This is a genomic window from Bacteroides xylanisolvens XB1A, assembly GCF_000210075.1.
Lineage (GTDB): Bacteria > Bacteroidota > Bacteroidia > Bacteroidales > Bacteroidaceae > Bacteroides > Bacteroides xylanisolvens.
The window spans coordinates 1-18,556 of sequence record NC_021017.1 but is presented as its reverse complement, the minus strand read 5'-3'; the positions used below and the strand labels follow the sequence as shown (position 1 = coordinate 18,556).

14 protein-coding genes are annotated in these 18,556 nt (G+C 42.3%); 1 reads left to right on the top strand and 13 read right to left on the bottom strand.

What is annotated here, in order from left to right; all coding sequences use genetic code 11:
* Positions 1–72 precede the first annotated feature (72 nt).
* The 4 genes from BXY_RS00070 to potA form a co-directional block, all read right to left on the bottom strand.
* Complete coding sequence (locus BXY_RS00070; RefSeq protein ID WP_015530921.1) at positions 73–1,404, bottom strand: ABC transporter substrate-binding protein; 1,332 nt, start codon at positions 1,402–1,404, stop codon at positions 73–75.
* 89 nt (positions 1,405–1,493) lie between these two features.
* Positions 1,494–2,285, bottom strand: a complete 792-nt coding sequence (locus BXY_RS00065) for an ABC transporter permease (protein WP_008022956.1) — start codon at positions 2,283–2,285, stop codon at positions 1,494–1,496.
* On the bottom strand, positions 2,279–3,079 hold the full coding sequence (locus tag BXY_RS00060; protein ID WP_004316765.1) for an ABC transporter permease: 801 nt from the start codon (positions 3,077–3,079) through the stop codon (positions 2,279–2,281). Before BXY_RS00060 ends, BXY_RS00065 begins: the two co-directional genes overlap by 7 nt.
* 11 nt (positions 3,080–3,090) lie before the next feature.
* Complete coding sequence (gene potA, locus BXY_RS00055) at positions 3,091–4,482, bottom strand: polyamine ABC transporter ATP-binding protein (RefSeq protein WP_009040974.1); 1,392 nt, start codon at positions 4,480–4,482, stop codon at positions 3,091–3,093.
* Positions 4,483–4,620: 138 nt separating this feature from the next.
* Here potA and BXY_RS00050 point away from each other — a divergent pair, with 138 nt between their 5' ends.
* Positions 4,621–5,724: a TlpA disulfide reductase family protein gene (locus BXY_RS00050; protein WP_009040973.1), complete on the top strand. Its 1,104-nt coding sequence runs from the start codon at positions 4,621–4,623 to the stop codon at positions 5,722–5,724.
* 278 nt (positions 5,725–6,002) lie between these two features.
* Here the strand turns inward: BXY_RS00050 and BXY_RS00045 are convergent, their stop codons facing one another.
* The 9 genes from BXY_RS00045 to BXY_RS00005 form a co-directional block, all read right to left on the bottom strand.
* Positions 6,003–8,567: a glycosyltransferase family 1 protein gene (locus BXY_RS00045; RefSeq protein WP_009040972.1), complete on the bottom strand. Its 2,565-nt coding sequence runs from the start codon at positions 8,565–8,567 to the stop codon at positions 6,003–6,005.
* Between the two features lie 37 nt (positions 8,568–8,604).
* On the bottom strand, positions 8,605–10,266 hold the full coding sequence (locus tag BXY_RS00040; RefSeq protein WP_015530920.1) for a glycogen/starch synthase: 1,662 nt from the start codon (positions 10,264–10,266) through the stop codon (positions 8,605–8,607).
* Positions 10,267–10,468: 202 nt separating this feature from the next.
* Positions 10,469–10,933, bottom strand: coding sequence for a V-type ATP synthase subunit K (locus BXY_RS00035; RefSeq protein WP_008022961.1), 465 nt, complete (start codon positions 10,931–10,933; stop codon positions 10,469–10,471).
* A 75-nt stretch (positions 10,934–11,008) separates the two neighbouring features.
* Positions 11,009–12,826, bottom strand: coding sequence for a V-type ATP synthase subunit I (locus tag BXY_RS00030; protein WP_015530919.1), 1,818 nt, complete (start codon positions 12,824–12,826; stop codon positions 11,009–11,011).
* The gene (locus BXY_RS00025) at positions 12,823–13,428 is read right to left on the bottom strand and encodes a V-type ATP synthase subunit D (RefSeq protein WP_004297640.1); all 606 of its coding nucleotides are present in this window, start codon (positions 13,426–13,428) and stop codon (positions 12,823–12,825) included. Before BXY_RS00025 ends, BXY_RS00030 begins: the two co-directional genes overlap by 4 nt.
* A 106-nt stretch (positions 13,429–13,534) precedes the next feature.
* Entirely contained in the window at positions 13,535–14,863 is a 1,329-nt protein-coding gene (locus BXY_RS00020) for a V-type ATP synthase subunit B (protein ID WP_004297639.1), read from the bottom strand.
* A gap of 31 nt (positions 14,864–14,894) precedes the next feature.
* Positions 14,895–16,655 (bottom strand): V-type ATP synthase subunit A, encoded by a 1,761-nt coding sequence (locus tag BXY_RS00015; protein ID WP_004316778.1) that lies wholly within the window; start codon positions 16,653–16,655, stop codon positions 14,895–14,897.
* Between the two features lie 17 nt (positions 16,656–16,672).
* Positions 16,673–17,515: a DUF2764 domain-containing protein gene (locus BXY_RS00010; RefSeq protein WP_008022965.1), complete on the bottom strand. Its 843-nt coding sequence runs from the start codon at positions 17,513–17,515 to the stop codon at positions 16,673–16,675.
* A gap of 11 nt (positions 17,516–17,526) precedes the next feature.
* Positions 17,527–18,117 carry a V-type ATP synthase subunit E family protein gene (locus BXY_RS00005; RefSeq protein WP_004316780.1) on the bottom strand — a complete coding sequence of 197 codons (591 nt, stop codon included), beginning with the start codon at positions 18,115–18,117 and terminating at the stop codon, positions 17,527–17,529.
* Positions 18,118–18,556: the final 439 nt, after the last annotated feature.

Here is an 18,556-nt window from a genome sequence, read left to right as displayed (position 1 = left end):
CTCGGTAACTGTTCTGCTTACCGAGCTTTATTTTTTATGATGTATCAAATGATTTATGATATAGCAAATGAATTAATTCCTCTTTACCTTTTTTCTTCTGCTTCTGCGCCTTTGTTGTTTCCGGCGGCTGTAACGTTGCCATCTTTTATATATCATCCAGCCGCTCATCAAAGCAACGACGACAAAGATAAGAATAGTGATACCCACTCCTAAATTATCCCCCTTAATACGCGACCAGATATCAAGAACTTCTTTTGTCTTATCGCCGAAGTCACGAATCATAGCGCATCGTTCCACTACTTTGCGGTCGGGATATTGTATCTTGTCAATCTGTATGCTATCGGTACCCGGTCCGAAGAAATAACTTAAATCGGAAAAATAGGTAAGTGTCGTGTCTATCTTCTCTTCCAGAATCTCCGGAGTAGCGATAGAACTTACATATCCGCAGAAATCCATATTTCTCAGAGCAATGTCCGGACGACACATGAAATTGATAAAATAGCTAGCTGCTTCCGGATTCCTTGCATATTTCGGAATCACCCAACCGTCATACCATATATTACTTCCTTCCTTCGGAACTTCATAATCCAAGTCCACACCTACTGCATCGGCTTCTTCAATCGCCCATATTGCGTCACCACTCCAAGTCATATTCAGCCAAGCCTTGTTCTTCGTCATCATCTCCTTGCCGAAATCGGCTTCCCAGCCTGCTATATTCGGTTTCAGGGCTTTCAGATATTTTTCCGCAAGCTCCATAGCCTGTGGAGAATAGTCGTTCATCAGTTCTTCCACTGTCACACTCCCCGCTTCCAGTTCCTTGGCGTGCGCATAAATGATAGCCGTACCGTAAGCGTCGCGGTAACTATCCTTCATAAGGATTTTGCCGGCATACCTCTTATTCCAAAGACAATCCCAGGATGCTGCAACCGAATCGGGAACATAAGCCCGGTTATAAAGAAGTCCCGCAGTTCCCCACATATAGCATACCGCATAACGGCTGGCTTCTTCACCCGGCTGGCTCAATTTATTAATCTGCTCCCGTATGAACGGAGCCACATTTTTCATATAGTTGGGAGAATGGGCAAAATTCGTATCAATAGGCAGAAGCAGGCGCTTCTTCAACATACGCTCAATAATGTATTCCGAAGGGCAGACCACGTCGAAATCCTCATGTCCCTTCTCTATCTTGGTCAACATTATCTCATTAATGTCAAATGTCTGATAAACGATGCGGATATTTTCGCCTGTCTGTTCTTTATAATATGCTTGAAAATCCTTGAGCACACCATCCCCGATATAATCCGCCCAGTTATAGATTTTAAGAACCCGTTCGCGAGGCTCGCCGGAATTATAACATCCCGTCAAACTCAGCAACAACAGGATAGCAGGAATTATTCTTTTCATAATTAATAATTTTACAATGTACAAATATACCAATACAGAAAACGTGCCGCCATGCAATCAGCATATCAGTGTATTGGCATATTGAATAATTATTTCTTCTTCGCTTTCCCTGCCCGGTGATTGATCACAATAAGCAACGCCAACACCACAACAAAAATAATAGCGGAAAGCGGACGAAGCTCCGGGGTTAGACCACCTTTGCGGGCATCAGCATAAATATAAGTAGAGAGCGTCTCCAGACCTTGATTACCAATGGTAAAGACAGTTACGGCAAAATCATCAATGGATAGAGTCAATGCAAGCATAAAACCACTAATCATTCCCGGACGAATCTCCGGAACAATAACTTTCCACAAAGCTTGCATGGGAGTCGCTCCCAAGTCAAGAGCGGCCTCATAAATATTCGGATTCATCTGCTTCAAACGAGGCAGAACGCTCAAAACAACGTATGGCGTACAAAAAGTAATATGAGCAAGCACTACGGTTGTGTATCCTTGTGTGATTCCTAAAGAAACAAACAAAAGGAAAAGCGAAATACCCGTGATGATATCTCCGTTCAGAATAGGAATACTATTCACAAAACTAATCGCTTTACGCGAACGGGATTTCAGATTAAAGATGCCGATAGCAGCCACACTACCCAGCAAAGTAGATGCCGTTGCAGCCAGCAGAGCAATAGTAATCGTGTTAATCAATGCATTCATCAAAGAATGATGCGTGCCTGTAGTGAAAAGCGAAGTATAAAGTTTTGTGGAGAAACCAGTCCAGTTGCCCAGCACTTTCGCTTCGGTGAAAGAATAGATGACGATAATCACGATAGGAGAATAAAGCAACAATAGCAATATCCACAAGTAAGCCTGCGCAAATATTTTCTTTACCATAGCCCGCCTCCTTCGTTCGAATTGTCCTTATCGTCTGTGCTAAACAAAGAAGTAGCAGCAATCAGCAGCAACATAATAAGCGAAAGTGCCGCTCCATAGTTCCACATGCTGTTATTGATATTTTCCTGAATCGTTGTACCAAAGAGTTTGATGTTATTCATCGTCAGCAACTCGGCAATGGCAAATGTCGATATAGTCGGCATGAACACCATCATAATTCCACTCATCACACCCGGCATGGAAAGCGGAAGGACTGCTTTCAGAAAGACTTGCAGCGGATTGGCTCCCAAATCTTGTGCAGCTTCAATATAACTATGATCCATCTTCTGCAACGTGTTGTAAATAGGATAAATCATAAAGGGGATAAAGTTGTATACCATACCGAATATCAATGCTCCCTCGCCCAACGGTACACTAAAAAAGTCGAACAAGGCAACCGTAGCAAGGGTACGCACAAGAATATTTACCCACATCGGCAGGATAAACAGTACGACCATCGTCTTGGAACGGTTCAGCTTACTGTTACTCAATATCCATGCTGCAGGATAACCCAGCAAAATACAAACAAGGGTGGTAATGATAGCAATACCGATAGAATATACAAAGGTATTGATTGCTTCAGGATGTTCGAAGAACTTCTGAAAATTGGCGAGTGTCAAATGACCGCTATCATCGGTAAAGGCATATACGACAATTAAAAACAGCGGTATAATCACAAAGATCGCCGAAAAAATAATGTAAGGGAGAGTCCAACTCTTACGTGATGACAAAAAGACTATAAACTTCTTATTCACTTCCTTTCCTGTTAATCGGTTATTTTAATTATACGAATGGCATCTGGAGGGATGGTAATACCTACACGGTCTCCGTCGTCCCATACATCGTTCGTATCTACAAATACATTCTCGTCCCAGTCTGACAATACGGTCAGATGATAATGGTCGCCCTTGTAAAGGATGAATTTCACCTCACCTGTGAGCGTTCCGTCTTCTTCATTATCCTGAAGAATCACTTTTTCAAAGTCTATCTCCACTTTGACATTCGTATCGGCAGCTATATCTTCCACCGGAGTACATTCAAAGTTACAGCCCAGGAATTCCACATGAGTGGCATCCAGCAATTTTCCTTCAAACGTATTGCAGATACGCTCTTTCTTCATGATGTGAATATCAAACGGCTTCACCACCAGTCCGACTTCCGCTCCTACTTCAAAATGATGGTAATCCTGCACCAGGAATTCATATCCGCCGCACATCACCGTCATTTCATAATGCACACCTTTGAAAATAGAAGTCTCTACCACGCCTACCAACTGCGCCATATCCGAAACGGGGAAAATATAAAGATCTTCCGGACGGATGACTACGTCTACCGGAACATTTTCACCAAATCCTTCATCCACACATTCAAACTCCGTGCCGCAGAAGCGTACCAGCTTATCATGAATCATGGTACCATTGAGGATATTGCTTTCTCCGATAAAGTCGGCAACAAAAGCGTTGATGGGTTCATTATAAATATCAATCGGTGTACCGATCTGCTGAATCTTTCCTTCACTCATCACAACAATCGTATCGCTCAACGTCAATGCCTCTTCCTGATCGTGAGTGACGTAAACAAACGTTATACCCAAAGATTTATGCATTTCTTTGAGCTCCATTTGCATATCCTTACGCATTTTCAGGTCGAGCGCTGCCAGCGGCTCATCCAATAGCAACACTTCCGGCTCATTCACAATGGCACGGGCAATGGCTACACGTTGTTGCTGACCACCGGAAAGAGAATCCACATCGCGGTATTCATAATCTGTCATACCTACCATCTTTAAAGCAGCTTTCACTTTCTTCTCAATGGTTTGTTTCGGTGTCTTTTTCAGTTTCAGGCCGAAAGCAATGTTATCATATACATTCAAGTGCGGGAATAAGGCATATTTCTGAAATACCGTATTCACGGGACGCTTGTGGGGAGGGGTTTGTGTTATTTCCATCCCCGAAATTCGGATCTCGCCTTCCGAAGCCGTCTGAAAACCGGCAATGAGACGCAACAACGTGGTTTTACCGCAACCGGAAGGACCAAGTATAGTGACAAACTCGCCCTTTTTCACGTTTAGAGTCACATCATCCAATGCTGTTTTATCGCCAAAATACTTCGATACATGGCTCACCTCAATGATGGATTTATCTTCTTGCATATTCATACTAAAGTTTGGGCTGCAAAGGTACACATTTCTGCGGTTTTCACCTAGGTGTTAATCTAATATAACAGTGTTTTTCGATGCCCGACAGAAAAAAAATCTATCTTTGCATAAATATTTATTCACTAATTTTACAAAAGCATGAAAAAGTTAACTTATTTAGTTATTGCAACGGCAGCGTTAGGCATGGTAGCTTGTACGGGCGGAAACAAAGCCGGATACGTTGTCACAGGTACGGTAGAAGGTGCAAGCGATGGTGACACCGTTTATCTTCAGGAAGCTACTGGCAGAAATTTGACCAAACTAGATACAGCCGTTATCACCAAAGGTACTTTTACCTTTGAAGGTACACAAGATTCTGTGGTTAGCCGCTATGTCACTTGCGAAGTGAACGGAGAGCCATTGATGATTGATTTCTTCCTCGAAAACGGAAAAATCAACGTTGCCCTGACCAAGGACAACGACGCTGTAACCGGTACTCCTAACAATGATGCATACCAGGAAATCAGAGCTCAAATCAATGACATCAGCAAGAAAATGAATACCATTTATGAAGCAATGGGCGACACTTCTTTAAGTGATGAGCAGAAAGAAGCCAAACAAAAAGAGGGTGCCCAGCTGGAAGAACAGTATGACAAAGTAATCAAAGAAGGTGTTAAAAAGAACATCACCAATCCGGTTGGGGTATTCTTGTTTAAACAAACGTTCTACAATAACTCTACTGACGAAAATGAAGCTTTGTTGCAACAAATTCCTGCGAATTTCCAGAATGACGAAACAATCGTAAGAATCAAAGAGATGACCGACAAGCAGAAAAAGACTGCCGTAGGTACTCAATTTGTTGATTTCGAAATGCAGACTCCGGAAGGAAAGGCTGTGAAGTTGTCTGACTACGTTGGTAAAGGTAAAGTGGTATTGGTTGACTTCTGGGCTAGCTGGTGCGGTCCTTGCCGTCGCGAAATGCCTAATCTGGTAGAAACTTACGCTAAGTATAAAGGTAAGAACTTCGAAATTGTAGGCGTATCTCTCGACCAGGATGGAGCTGCATGGAAAGAAGCAATCAAGAAGATGAATATGACTTGGCCACAAATGTCCGACCTGAAATTCTGGCAAAGTGAAGGTGCACAGCTTTATGCAGTAAACAGTATTCCTCACACTGTATTGATCGATGGCAGTGGTAAAATTATCGCTCGCGGTTTGCATGGAGAAGAACTTCAGGCTAAAATTGCAGAAGCTGTAAAATAACAGATCGAAAGAGAAGGTTTTTCAAAGGCTTTAAAGTTCAAACAAGGGGCTGTTCGAAAAGCCTTGATCCTATAAAATCACGCTTACTACGACATGTTGCAGTAAGCGTGATTTTTCTTTTTAGAGACTTTTCAGATGGTTTCTTGCTTATTAAAAACTTCACAAGTCAGCAACCAAACAGATAAAATTCAGCCCCTGTAATTCTCGAAAGAACACAGGGGCTGAATCTATATATGAAAGTAAGGGAGAAGGACTCCCCTACTTTTATTTCAAACAAATTAGATAAACCAACGTACGTAGCAGAAGTCTTGACGGTGTGGAAGCTCCGGATTCTTCGGGAACATACGGTAAGACACCTTGAAGCTACCTGCATTTGACAAGCTGTGTTTAACTTGGAATGTATACAAGTTACCTTCTTTCTTGATGACACTAAACGGTTCTACAGAGTAAACATGTTGTTTGCCGTCTGCAGTTGTGTAAGTAGTAACCAATTCAAGTCCCACTGCATCATTCAAGCCTTTTTCATCGATCACGTAAGTAATAGTATATTCTTTTCCGCTTTCGATGTCACCGTTCTTCAGGTCTTCTACCTTGTCGCAAGATACGATTTCAATAGCATCCCATTTAGCAACCACATCTTCTTTCCAAGCTGCGATTTCTTTTGCTTTCGCATTATCATTAGCAGCCAAAGTCTGGAAGCGTTTCGCCAGTTTGCAATAGAATTTGCTATAGTAATCATCCAACTGACGCTTCATTGTATAATGAGGAGCGATCTGTGCGATAGAATTCTTCACCACTTTGATCCAGCCTTCAGAATATCCTTTCTTATTACGTGCATAATACAACGGCAAGATTTCAGTTTCAAGAATACTGTAAATAGTAGCAGCATCCAACTGATCCTGATGTTCCTGGTTCTGATAAGTACGTTTTTCTGTCAACGCCCAACCTGCACCTTCACGGTAACCTTCCAGCCACCATCCGTCTAATACAGAGAAGTTAACAACACCGTTCATCAAAGCCTTTTCGCCCGATGTACCAGATGCTTCCAACGGACGAGTCGGAGTATTCAACCAGATATCAACGCCTGAAACCAGACGACGAGCCAATTGCATATCATAATTTTCAAGGAAGATAATCTTACCCAGGAATTCCGGACGGCGAGAGATCTCGATAATACGCTTAATCAAACCCTGACCTGCACCATCGTGCGGGTGAGCTTTACCTGTAAACAGGAATTGTACCGGGTAATCAGGATTATTCACAATCTTAGAAAGACGATCCAAGTCGGTGAACAACAAGTGTGCACGTTTGTAAGTAGCAAAACGACGGCCGAAACCAATCAGCAATGCATTCGGATTAATCTTATCCATCAGTGAAACGATACGGGAAGGATCTCCCTGGTTCTTCAACCATGTATCGCGGAATGACTTACGGATATAGTCAACCAACTTATTCTTCATAGTCATACGAGTCTTCCAAATCTCCTCATCGGGCACATTGTAGATAGCTTCCCAAATCTTAGGATTAGATTGATCGAACCAGAAGTTTTCGTTGAAATATTTAAAGTACAGTTCTTTCCATTCAGTTGCACTCCAAGTCGGGAAGTGAACACCATTCGTTACATATCCTACATGGCTTTCTTCCGGGAAATAACCTTTCCAGATAGAAGAGAACATTTCTTGAGAAACCTTTCCGTGCAGCCAGCTCACACCGTTCACTTCCTGTGAAGTGTTACAAGCAAAAACAGACATACAGAAACGTTCGCCCTTGTCACCCGGATTGTTACGTCCGAGATCCATCAAGTCATCCCAAGTGATACCCATTCTGGAAGGATAACCACCCATATATTTGCCAAACAAGCCTTCATCAAAATAGTCGTGACCTGCAGGAACCGGAGTATGAACAGTGTAAAGAGAAGAAGCACGAACCAACTCGATAGCTTGATCGAAAGTCAATCCTGTAGCTACATAGTCACAGATACGCTGAACATTGATTAATGCAGCATGTCCTTCATTACAGTGATAAACATCTTTCTTGATGCCCAGTGCTTTCAAAGTCAGGATACCACCGATACCCAACAAGATTTCTTGTTTCAAACGGTTTTCCCAGTCGCCGCCATAAAGCTGGTGAGTGATAGGACGGTCGAATTCGCTGTTCATTTCATTATCCGTATCAAGCAGATACAAAGAAATACGTCCAACGTTTACACGCCATACGTTTGCATGAACAAAATAATCAAGATAAGGAACGTCAACTATCAACGGCTGACCATTGGCATCCATTACACGTTCAATAGGAAGTTGACCGAAGTTTTGTGCTTCGTAGTTGGCAATCTGCTGTCCATCCATAGACAACGTTTGAGTAAAGTAGCCGTAACGATACAAAAAGCCTACCGCACACAAATCAACATTGCTGTCGGAAGCCTCTTTCAGATAGTCACCAGCCAATACACCCAGACCACCGGAATATATTTTCAGGACGCTGCTCAAGCCATATTCCATACTGAAATAAGCGATAGATGGGCGTTGCTCATCCGGCTTCACATCCATGTAATCTCTGAATTTCGTATAAACTTCATTCATTCTTCTTAGAATCACCTTGTCTTTTGCCAGCGCTTCCAGCTTTTCATAGCTCATACGTTCCAACAACAGTACTGGATTCTGTCCACATTCTTTCCAAAGTTCCGGATCTAGATCTCTAAACAGTTCAGTCGCTTCAAAATTCCATGCCCACCAAATGTTGCGTGCGATTTCAGACAACTTCTCCAACTCTTCCGGTATACGTGATTTCACAGTAACCTCTTTCCAGTTGGGAGTATTCACATTACTAACTTTGATTTTCATAATGTTTTCGTTTACTTATTGATAAATAATTTCTTTCTTAACTCAACTGACGTATCCTTGCCTTACGCAAAGCGATATCATAAGCTTCATAATAATATTGTATAAAGTGCTTCCATAAAGCCTGCTCTGCAACTTCAGCAGCACGCTTACGGATTTCCTTCACTTCTTTCTCCGTCTTATCCGCAAATAACGTAATCGTATCTTTGATACCATCCGCTACTTCCGAATAATTATAGTCCGAACGATGCAGCACTTCTACTCCATCATTAATGCCATGCTGGTTCTTCAGGCTGTTTACCCAAAGTCCGAATCCAGCCAGATCAGTAGTGATTGTCGGTACATGGAATGCTACACTTTCCAACGGAGTATATCCCCACGGTTCGTAATAAGAAGCATAGACACTCAAATCCTGTCCCAACAATATATCATAATATTCTTTATTCATGATGCCATCACGACCATTCAGATAACAAGGTACAAAAATCACTTTTACCTTATCTTCCGGACGATTGCCCATTCCCAGATATTTCAACATATCCAACACCTGGTCATGAGTCATATTATGCAGCCAATGAGTGATAAATGGTACTTCGAGCGGAGTGTCGAACTTCTCCTTGCTCTTCAAACGTCCCTGCAAATCCTCACGGGGGTCTCCTACCCAACCGGGTACATTGATGAATGCCAAAACATTCTTATGCAAATTCTTATCCCTGTTCAAGCGGTTTAATGATTCCAAAAATACATCAATACCTTTATTCTTAAACTCATATCGTCCACTGGTTCCGACAATTAACGTATCGTCACCCAGATTTGTTCCCAATAATTTATTCGCTACATTGAGCATCAAGGCACGCGCACGTTTACGTTTTCCGGTAAATGTGCTTCCTTTCGGTACAAAATCATCTTCAAAACCGTTCATCAGAACAACATCTGCCGGTTTATCCAGTAATTCCTTACACTCATTATTGGTTATTTCGCTCACCGTCGTAAAACAGTCTACGTAATGTGCAGTCTGTTTTTCAATCGAGTGTTTCGATTGCATGTTCAGTTCTTGCGCCATCTGGTCACCATTATAAGCAAACAGATAGTCGTACAACGGTTTATGATTACCGGCAATAGAACGACCGATAGAAGTAGCATGGGTCGTAAAAATAGTAGCCACCTCCGGCACAGCTTCCTGTACATAAAGTGCTCCCATTCCAGTCATCCATTCATGCGCCTGATATACCACCTTATCCGTTTCTGTCAGGTTGTAGCGATAGAAACTCTCTACCACTCTTCCCGCAGCGTATGAAAACATAGAAGCTTCGTCGTAATCGCCATAAGCGTGCAACGAATCTACTTGATAACGATTCCACATTTCTGTGTATATATCGTCTTTCTTTTCAAAAAAAGGTTGGAAATCAACAAGAATGACTATGGGTTCACCGGGGATATTCCATCGTCCTATACGGACAGAAAGTTCGTCTTTCTCAAGTGCATGCTTTTTCCAGGCAGCACATAGGTTATCCGACTCGATGAATAGAGGGTTTTCTTTTCCTTGCCATACATCAGGACCTATGAAGAAAATTCTGTCGCGGAACTTTTCCTGCAATGTATTTGCCCGTGTCGACAAGACGGTGTATATTCCTCCCACTTTATTACATACTTCCCAGCTGGACTCGAAGATATAATCGGGGGTTAATAAATCTTTTACCATATAATATATTAAAACTCTTTTTAGTATGCGAGTGCAAAAGTACACATTATTCTTTGAAAAATAATACTTTATGCGAAAAATATGAGTTAAGAAGAGGAAAGAAACGTTGCCCTATAATGAAAAAAGAATATCCCCTTGCACATGCAAAGCTGCATGTACAAGGGGATTGAAACTCCTTTATAGGAAATATTCTTGCTAAAAATTATGCAACGAGTGCACTACCGATCAAGAAGGTTGCAGCCAAAGCAACGATTGCATAAAGCTCGGGGAATACGGCAAGAATCAACGTATTACTAAATACATTGTGTCCCTGTCCGATAGCTGCAATACCGTTTGCACAAACTTGTCCCTGACGGATAGCGGAGAATAAGGCAACCAATCCTAAAGCAATACCTGCACCAAGAACTGCTGATGCCTGGATAGCTGTAATTTCAGGAGTCAAAATGCTGAAGATAGTCTGAAACATGAAATAACCGGCAAAACCATAAAGCCCCTGTGTACCCGGAAGGGCTGTCAATACCAGGAAGTTACCGAATGCACTATCATTCTTCTTCAATGCTCCGATGGCAGCATTACCTGCAATAGTTACTCCGTAAGCACTACCGATGCCAGACAAACCAACCATAATCGCGATGCCAATGTAGGCGATAAACAAATTCATTTCCATAATCTTATTCTATTTTTTATTGTTTAATTCTTAAAATATTAATTCTCTATTTCTAATTTTTAATCTTCAGTTTTTTCAATTTCTGAACGGTTTGTACTCTTTACCGCCTCCTTCATATCCGGAGTTCTTGAAGAACTCAACGAACGTCAGACGCATTGGGTGAACCATTGCACCCAGCACATTCATGAAAATATTGATTGCATGACCGATCACGAAAATCAGCACCATTACAATCGGGCCTGCTATTACATTATCCGGACTCATACCTACTGCCAGACTGTTGAACACTCCCGCCAGAATACCTCCGGAAAGTCCGAGGGCAAACAGACGAACGTAGGACAAAACATCTCCAAGCAAACCAGTAACCATGTTGTATGAATCCCACAATCCCAATCCGATATTCAGGAATATGTTCTTTCCCGGACTGTTATAAAGGAAAATCATAGCAGCTGAAACACCCAGGATTATCAAGTGCACCGTGCTTCCCATCGGCATTACGTCCGGTAACAAAGCTGAAACTGCCATTGAAACCAGCAGGATGATCCATCCGATAGTTGCCACTGCATATTTGAAACCAAACTGAATCGTCTGATTCACAGCTTTCAGCACCATACCGAATAAAATCTGGATAGCTCCCAATATCAACGATAATTGGAACATATCATTATTATCCATCATGACAGCATGTTTCAAACGTTGAACAATAGGCCAATCCAAATTGTAAATATTCGCTCCGAAGAACGTACCAGTCAGCAAACCGCAGAAGAACGTTGATACCGCCAATACCTGTATCAATGAGATGATTGACTTCATTGACGGGGTTACTTTCTTCGCCATCAACCGATAGGCCGTAGCTCCCAGAAACAGGAACAAACCATATCCGGAATCTCCCAGACAAAGTCCGAAAAATACCATAAAGAATGGGGCAAAGAACGGTGTCAAGTCCAATTCATTATATTTCGGAAGCATATACAGCTTACAGATCGGTTCGAACCAAGCAAAGAATCCCTTATTATTCAATCGAATAGGAACATTATCGCCCGGCATCGGATCGGTAATCTCATAATATACATGTGCGTCATTCAGATAAGCCTCTATCTCCACTTGACTGAATGCAGGCGCCCATCCTTCAATCAACATCAGTTTGTCACCGGCAGTCTGCTCGGAACTTAACACAACTTTAGAGAATTCAATCTGACTTTGCAACTCTTTCAGAGCAACCTTCAATGAAGGAATATCTGTTTCGGAAAGTGCAACCAGTCTTTTTTCATTCTCTTCAACGGCCTGTTCTGTTGTATTGTAAAGCGTTTCAAGATGTGCCAAAGAGTATGCAGGTAATTTAGCCTGCTCTACATCCAAGTCCACTTCCTCTCCGCCTTTCGTTACAGTCACGAAGAATACTTTAGAAGAAATGCGGTTCACAATCATTGCATTGTATTCCGTTTCCCACTCTTCTTTGTAATTTCCTTCCGAACAGCTATAGAAACCGATTACATAACCGGCATCTTTCAGCTTCTGAACATTTGCCGGTTCAAAGTTGCCCCAGGCTTCCAGAGCTTCTTTTTCTTTGGCATAGCTTTGCAACTGCTGCGACAACTTTCCATGCTCTGTCTGTAAAGCATCCACTTCGTCCAGCACTTGCATTCCACGGGCAGCCGTTCCTCCTTCCGTAGCAATCACGGCATTCTTTTCATGCTTCTGGTTCTGAAGCAACTTCAAGGTAGCCGCCAAACGGTTGGAAAGACGAATATTATCCTGCAACTCCGTGTTATCGGCAGCCCCCTGTTGTTTCTCCACAATGTGGACTACCCCAAGTTCCCGCAGACTGTTCAGGAATTCTTCATATTCTTTGTGATACACCAGAAAGGTGAGTTTCTTCATTTTTGTAATCATGCCTCTACCTCCTTCCTTTTTTCTTGATGGGACTTCATGATCTTTTGCGAAGATTTCGACAGGTTTTCTTCATCTTCCATAAATCGCTTGATCTTTCGCAATGCATCCTGATAGCCCGGTATCTGCACCTTCTCAAAAAGGTTCACCTTTTGAGTGGTCTTTTTCCTTGCATGTTCTAACAAGTTCAGCTTGGCGAGCATAAATTCACGTTCAATTGCCGTATGAGCCAGCTCTTCCAACAGGTGGATACCGTCGGCATACCACTTGGGAGCATTAAACATACTGTACGGACGTATCTCGAATTCTACATTCTCGAGCAACGGTACGCGCACACCCGCAATCTTTTTCACGCCAAGATGAACATCATTCACCTTTATTAATGAAGCGTCAAACTCATTCCAAAGGGCGAACATGGCTTCATAGGCTTGAATTTGTTGTTCGAGCCTATCCTCCAGATCGGCAGCTTCCGTTTTACAGCGTTTCACTTCCATGCGGAGGGCGCTTTCCTTATTCTTAATGATAGGAAGCGTACGCACCCGCACTTTCAGTTGCTTTTCGAGCTGCTGAAGAGAGGTTTTGTTATATTGAAACTTTATAGCCACGATGTTCTATTTACTATTTAACTATTTACGATTTACGATTGAAATAACTTTTATGACCATTTACAATTAACAAACTTCAATCGTAAATGGTAAATCGTCTAATCGTCTAATTATTTTGTTTTGGCCAGTATTGATCCACCAAGTCTTTCTTGATATTCACTTCTTCCGGACGGAAGTATTTACCGAACAAGCCCCAGGCAACGTCCAGCATTTCAGTTGTATCAAGGTTAACATCAATTGCCAATAACTGATTGGAATAGTCCTTCGCAAAAGCCAACGTACGTTCGTCGTAGTTTGTCAGGTCGAAACCATTTTCCATCTTCGTCTTAGCGTTAGCTGCATCGGCATAAAGACGTACGGCAGCATTCATCACCTGCGGATGGTCTTTACGCGTCTTCTTACCGGTAACCAGCTGTTTCAAACGAGACAACGAACGGAACGGGTCAACAATAACCTTACCAATATCACTATCACGACGCAGGAACAACTGACCTTCTGTGATGTAACCCGTGTTATCAGGCACAGCGTGAGTAATATCTCCACCGGACAAAGTAGTCACCGCAATAATTGTGATTGAACCACCGGAAGGGAACTGCACCGCCTTTTCGTAAATCTTCGCCAAGTCCGAGTAAAGTGATCCCGGCATAGAGTCTTTAGACGGAATCTGGTCCATACGGTTGGATACGATTGCCAACGCATCGGCATAGCTCGTCATATCGGTCAACAGTACCAGCACTTTCTCATTATTATTTACTGCAAAATATTCAGCAGCAGTCAGTGCCATATCCGGAATCAGCAAACGTTCTACCGGCGGGTTTTCGGTCGTATTCATGAAACTCACGATACGGTCGAGCGCACCGGCATTAGAGAACACATTCTTAAAATACAGGTAGTCATCATTCGTCATACCCATACCGCCGAGGATAATCTTATCCGTTTCAGCACGTAAGGCCACGTTTGCCATTACCTGGTTGAACGGTTGGTCCGGGTCGGCAAAGAACGGAATCTTCTGACCGGATACCAATGTATTGTTCAAGTCGATACCGGCAATACCCGTTGCAATCAGTTCCGACGGTTGTTTACGCCGAACCGGATTCACAGACGGACCACCAATTTCCACTTCCTGTCCTTCAATGTCCGGACCTCCATCAATCGGGTCACCGAAAGCATTGAAGAAACGTCCGGCCAGCTGCTCACTCACTTTCAATGTAGGCGATTTGCCGAGAAATACTACTTCGGCATTGGTCGGAATACCTTCCGTACCTTCAAATACCTGCAAAGTGACATCGTCACCGGCAATCTTTACCACCTGTGCCAGTTTACCGTCCACGGTGGCAAGCTCATCATACCCTACTCCTGTCGCTTTCAACGAACAAGTAGCCTTGGTAATCTGAGTAATCTTGGTATATATCTTTTGAAAAGCTTTTGTTGCCATCTTACTTATTTACGATTTAACAATTTACGATTTACGATTGAAGTTTCCTCTCTTCAATCAATTCCTTCAGTTGTTTCTGGAATCCTTCATACTGTTCTGATTTGAACTTCGAGTAGTTCATCTGCTTACAGATATTAATCATCTTCTTGAAGTAGTCCATTACTTCGTTGAAGTTATCAAATTCAAATTCCGTATGACAGATGTCGATTATCATATTCAGAATGTCTTCCTGACGTTCCATCGGAGTTACCGCGTCAATTTCGTCAAAAGCATCCTGTTGCAGGATTACAAAGTCAATCAATTCAGATTTCCAGAAGATCACGTGATATTCTACCGGCACACCATCGTCACCGAGGATATTGATCTGTTCGGCAATTTCCTTACCACGCTGTAAACGGGTCTTAAGTTCATTTACCTTTCCGATCCATTCATCATTGATATGACCTTTGATATACTCTTCAAATTCCGGATATTCGATATATTTTGAATAAGAATCAATCGGATTCACTGCCGGATAACGTTTTTTATCGGCACGGTCCTGTTCCAATGCATAGAAACAACGGGCTACCTTCTTCGTATTTTCAGTTACCGGCTCCTTCAAGTTACCACCGGCAGGAGATACCGTACCGATAAATGTAATAGAACCCGTTTCGTCATTGCTCAGTTTTACATATCCCGCACGACCGTAGAAGTTAGAGATAATAGCCGAAATATCCATCGGGAAAGCATCTGGTCCAGGCAACTCTTCCATACGGTTGGACATCTCACGCAGAGCCTGTGCCCAGCGGGAAGTAGAGTCGGCCATCAACAAGACTTTCAATCCCATTGAACGGTAATATTCCGCCAGTGTCATCGCTGTATATACAGATGCTTCACGCGCAGCTACCGGCATGTTAGAAGTATTGGCAATAATAATAGTACGCTCCATCAACTTACGTCCTGTGTGCGGGTCTACCAGTTCGGGGAACTCGGTAAAGATTTCCACCACCTCATTCGCACGTTCACCGCAAGCTGCAATGATAACGATATCCGCTTCCGCCTGCTTAGAAATAGCATGCTGAAGCACCGTTTTACCTGTACCGAACGGACCGGGAATAAATCCCGTACCACCTTCCACAATCGGATTCAGCGTATCAATCACACGTACACCAGTCTCCAACAATTTGAAAGGACGCGGTTTTTCCTTATAATTCGTCATCGCACGTTTTACGGGCCATCTCTGAATCATAGTTACAGGAATATCATTACCTTCTTCGTCTGTCAGGATTGCGATAGTATCTTCTATCTTATAATCACCTTCCGGCATGATTGTTTTTACGGTAGCCGTTCCCTTCATAGTGAACGGGGCCATTATTTTCAACGGCTGAAAGTTTTCATCCACCTGTCCCAACCATGCAGAAGCCTGCACTTTGTCACCTACATTCACCAATGGTACGAAATGCCATATACGCTCTTTATCCAACGGATACGTATATTGTCCTCTCTTCAGGAAAACTCCGTCCATCTTGTCGAGGTCATTTTGCAGACCATCATAGTTTTTCGATAACATACCCGGGCCTAATGTCACCTCAAGCATGTGTCCTGTAAATTCGGCTTCGGCGCCCACTTTCAGTCCACGGGTACTTTCAAACACCTGGACATATACATGTGAACCTACAACCTTAATCACCTCCGCCATCAACTTATCGCCACCGGTCGAGATATAACAAATCTCATTTTGAGCTACCGGTCCGTCAACGACGAGGGTCACCATGTTGGCAATAACGCCACTAACAGTTCCTTTTGTTGCCATATATTTTTTTTATTTTATTATCTGAATTCTGCAGGAATCTGCACTTCGTTCTTCAGCGACTCAATAATGCTTCTGAACAACTGATTACCTCTTTCCTTATCCAGTGAAATCCACCTTTCAATCATTTCCAGCTTCAGCAGGAAAGCAAAAATACGCTCAATAGTGAAATAGTCGAAGAAAATAGCATCCTCCATCCAGTTCCACCGCAGGGCATCCAACTTCTTCTCACGCTCCACCAGTTCTGTAATCTCACTGATTTTCACTAACGATTCAAAAACATCCACTTCACCGGACAGTCCGAAATCGCGGGCACTTGATGTACGCAATGCTTCGCATACTTCCGTATTTCCCACAACATTGGAAGCAATATCCCACTTGAATTTACGGCTGGTAAATGCAACAAGAATATTATTGATGTTCAGATTGAATTCAAACCAGGCAGAAACAAACTTATTTCCACACTTCATGGCATACTCATAATACAAAGCAGCCAGATGATCTTCGTGCAAAGTCGTACTTTCAGCCGGAGTATTCAAATAATCAGTTATAAAAGTGGAGAGATAAACCGGAAATTCTTTAGGACTGATTTCTCCGCCTTCTCTCAGAATAGAAATATATTCTGTGAGCTCTTCAGCAGAGTAGTTTCCCCGTTTGTCGATTTCCGCTTCTTTATCTTTGAGAAGTTTCAGCACATTTGCATTATCAAACTTCAGATAAAACAAGTCGATCAACTTCCGGTCTGAAGCAGACAATCCATTGTAGATTTCAGTTTTAAAATCGGCTACTGTATAGCTCAGCTTACTGTCTTCCAGTGAAAGTTCCGGCAAACCTGCTACCAAGTAATAGTACTTACTACTCATAGTCGCTTCTTTTAAAATAGCATTTCTACTAATTGAGGACGCAAGAACGCTTTGAAGTAATTCATGAATTCTTCTTCTCCGAAGTTCACCTTATACGAACCGTCCGCCGGAGAAACGGTAAACAGAGTCTTGATACCATTTACTTGCTGGATAGTCACTCCCTTGTCTAATAAAGCTTTTGCATGAGCTGCAAAATACTTTTTCAGTGATTCCGCATCGGCTGTTGAGATGACGATAGGTTCGTCTATGCTCCATTTGGATGCCAATGCTACGATAAACGCGTTCAGATAATCTTTATCCTGAGCGAAATCTTTCACGGAAGCGGTTATCAACTTGTCAGTTACCATTGTAGCGACTTCAGATTTGAGCGCATTCACAGCCTGACCGGCAAATAGTTTTAACTCTGATTTAGTATTTTCTGCTAACTCATCAGCAGATTTACGAGAGGAGTTTACAATTGATTCTGCCTCTTTACGGGCATCCTCAATGATTTTCTTAGCTTCTTCCTGAGCATTCGCGATAAGTCTTTGCGCTTCCTCGTTTCCTTTTTCCACGCCTTCACGATAAATCTTATCGGTCAACTCTTGAATTTTGTTTTCCATATTAACAGGAGTATTTAGTATTATTACTATATTAACTATGTGTCCTTTCTCAGATTCTCGCCAAATTTACAAAAATCAATTTGATAAAAAAGAGAAAGAAGAAAAGAAAAAAGATTCGTTTGCAAAAAAATCACAGACCTACACCTATTTTGTTCCACTTTTGCCCTTTTCCTATTACTAAATGACACATTTCCGGATTTTTCAAACCGGAAAACAAATATAAGGAATCCAAAAGATATTTGAAAACAAATATATATTGAAAGCGACAAACAGGATATTAATACAAGATTAAATAACAAAAGCTATTGGTATCACATTTGGCATTAGTGAATACTGCTATCCTATTTGCGGAAGAAGAGAAGAGGTTATCTTTTATCCGTCCTTAAAAACAGCCCCTCTTGATTCATTGATGGATCTTTTTGCAAAGTACCAAACACCA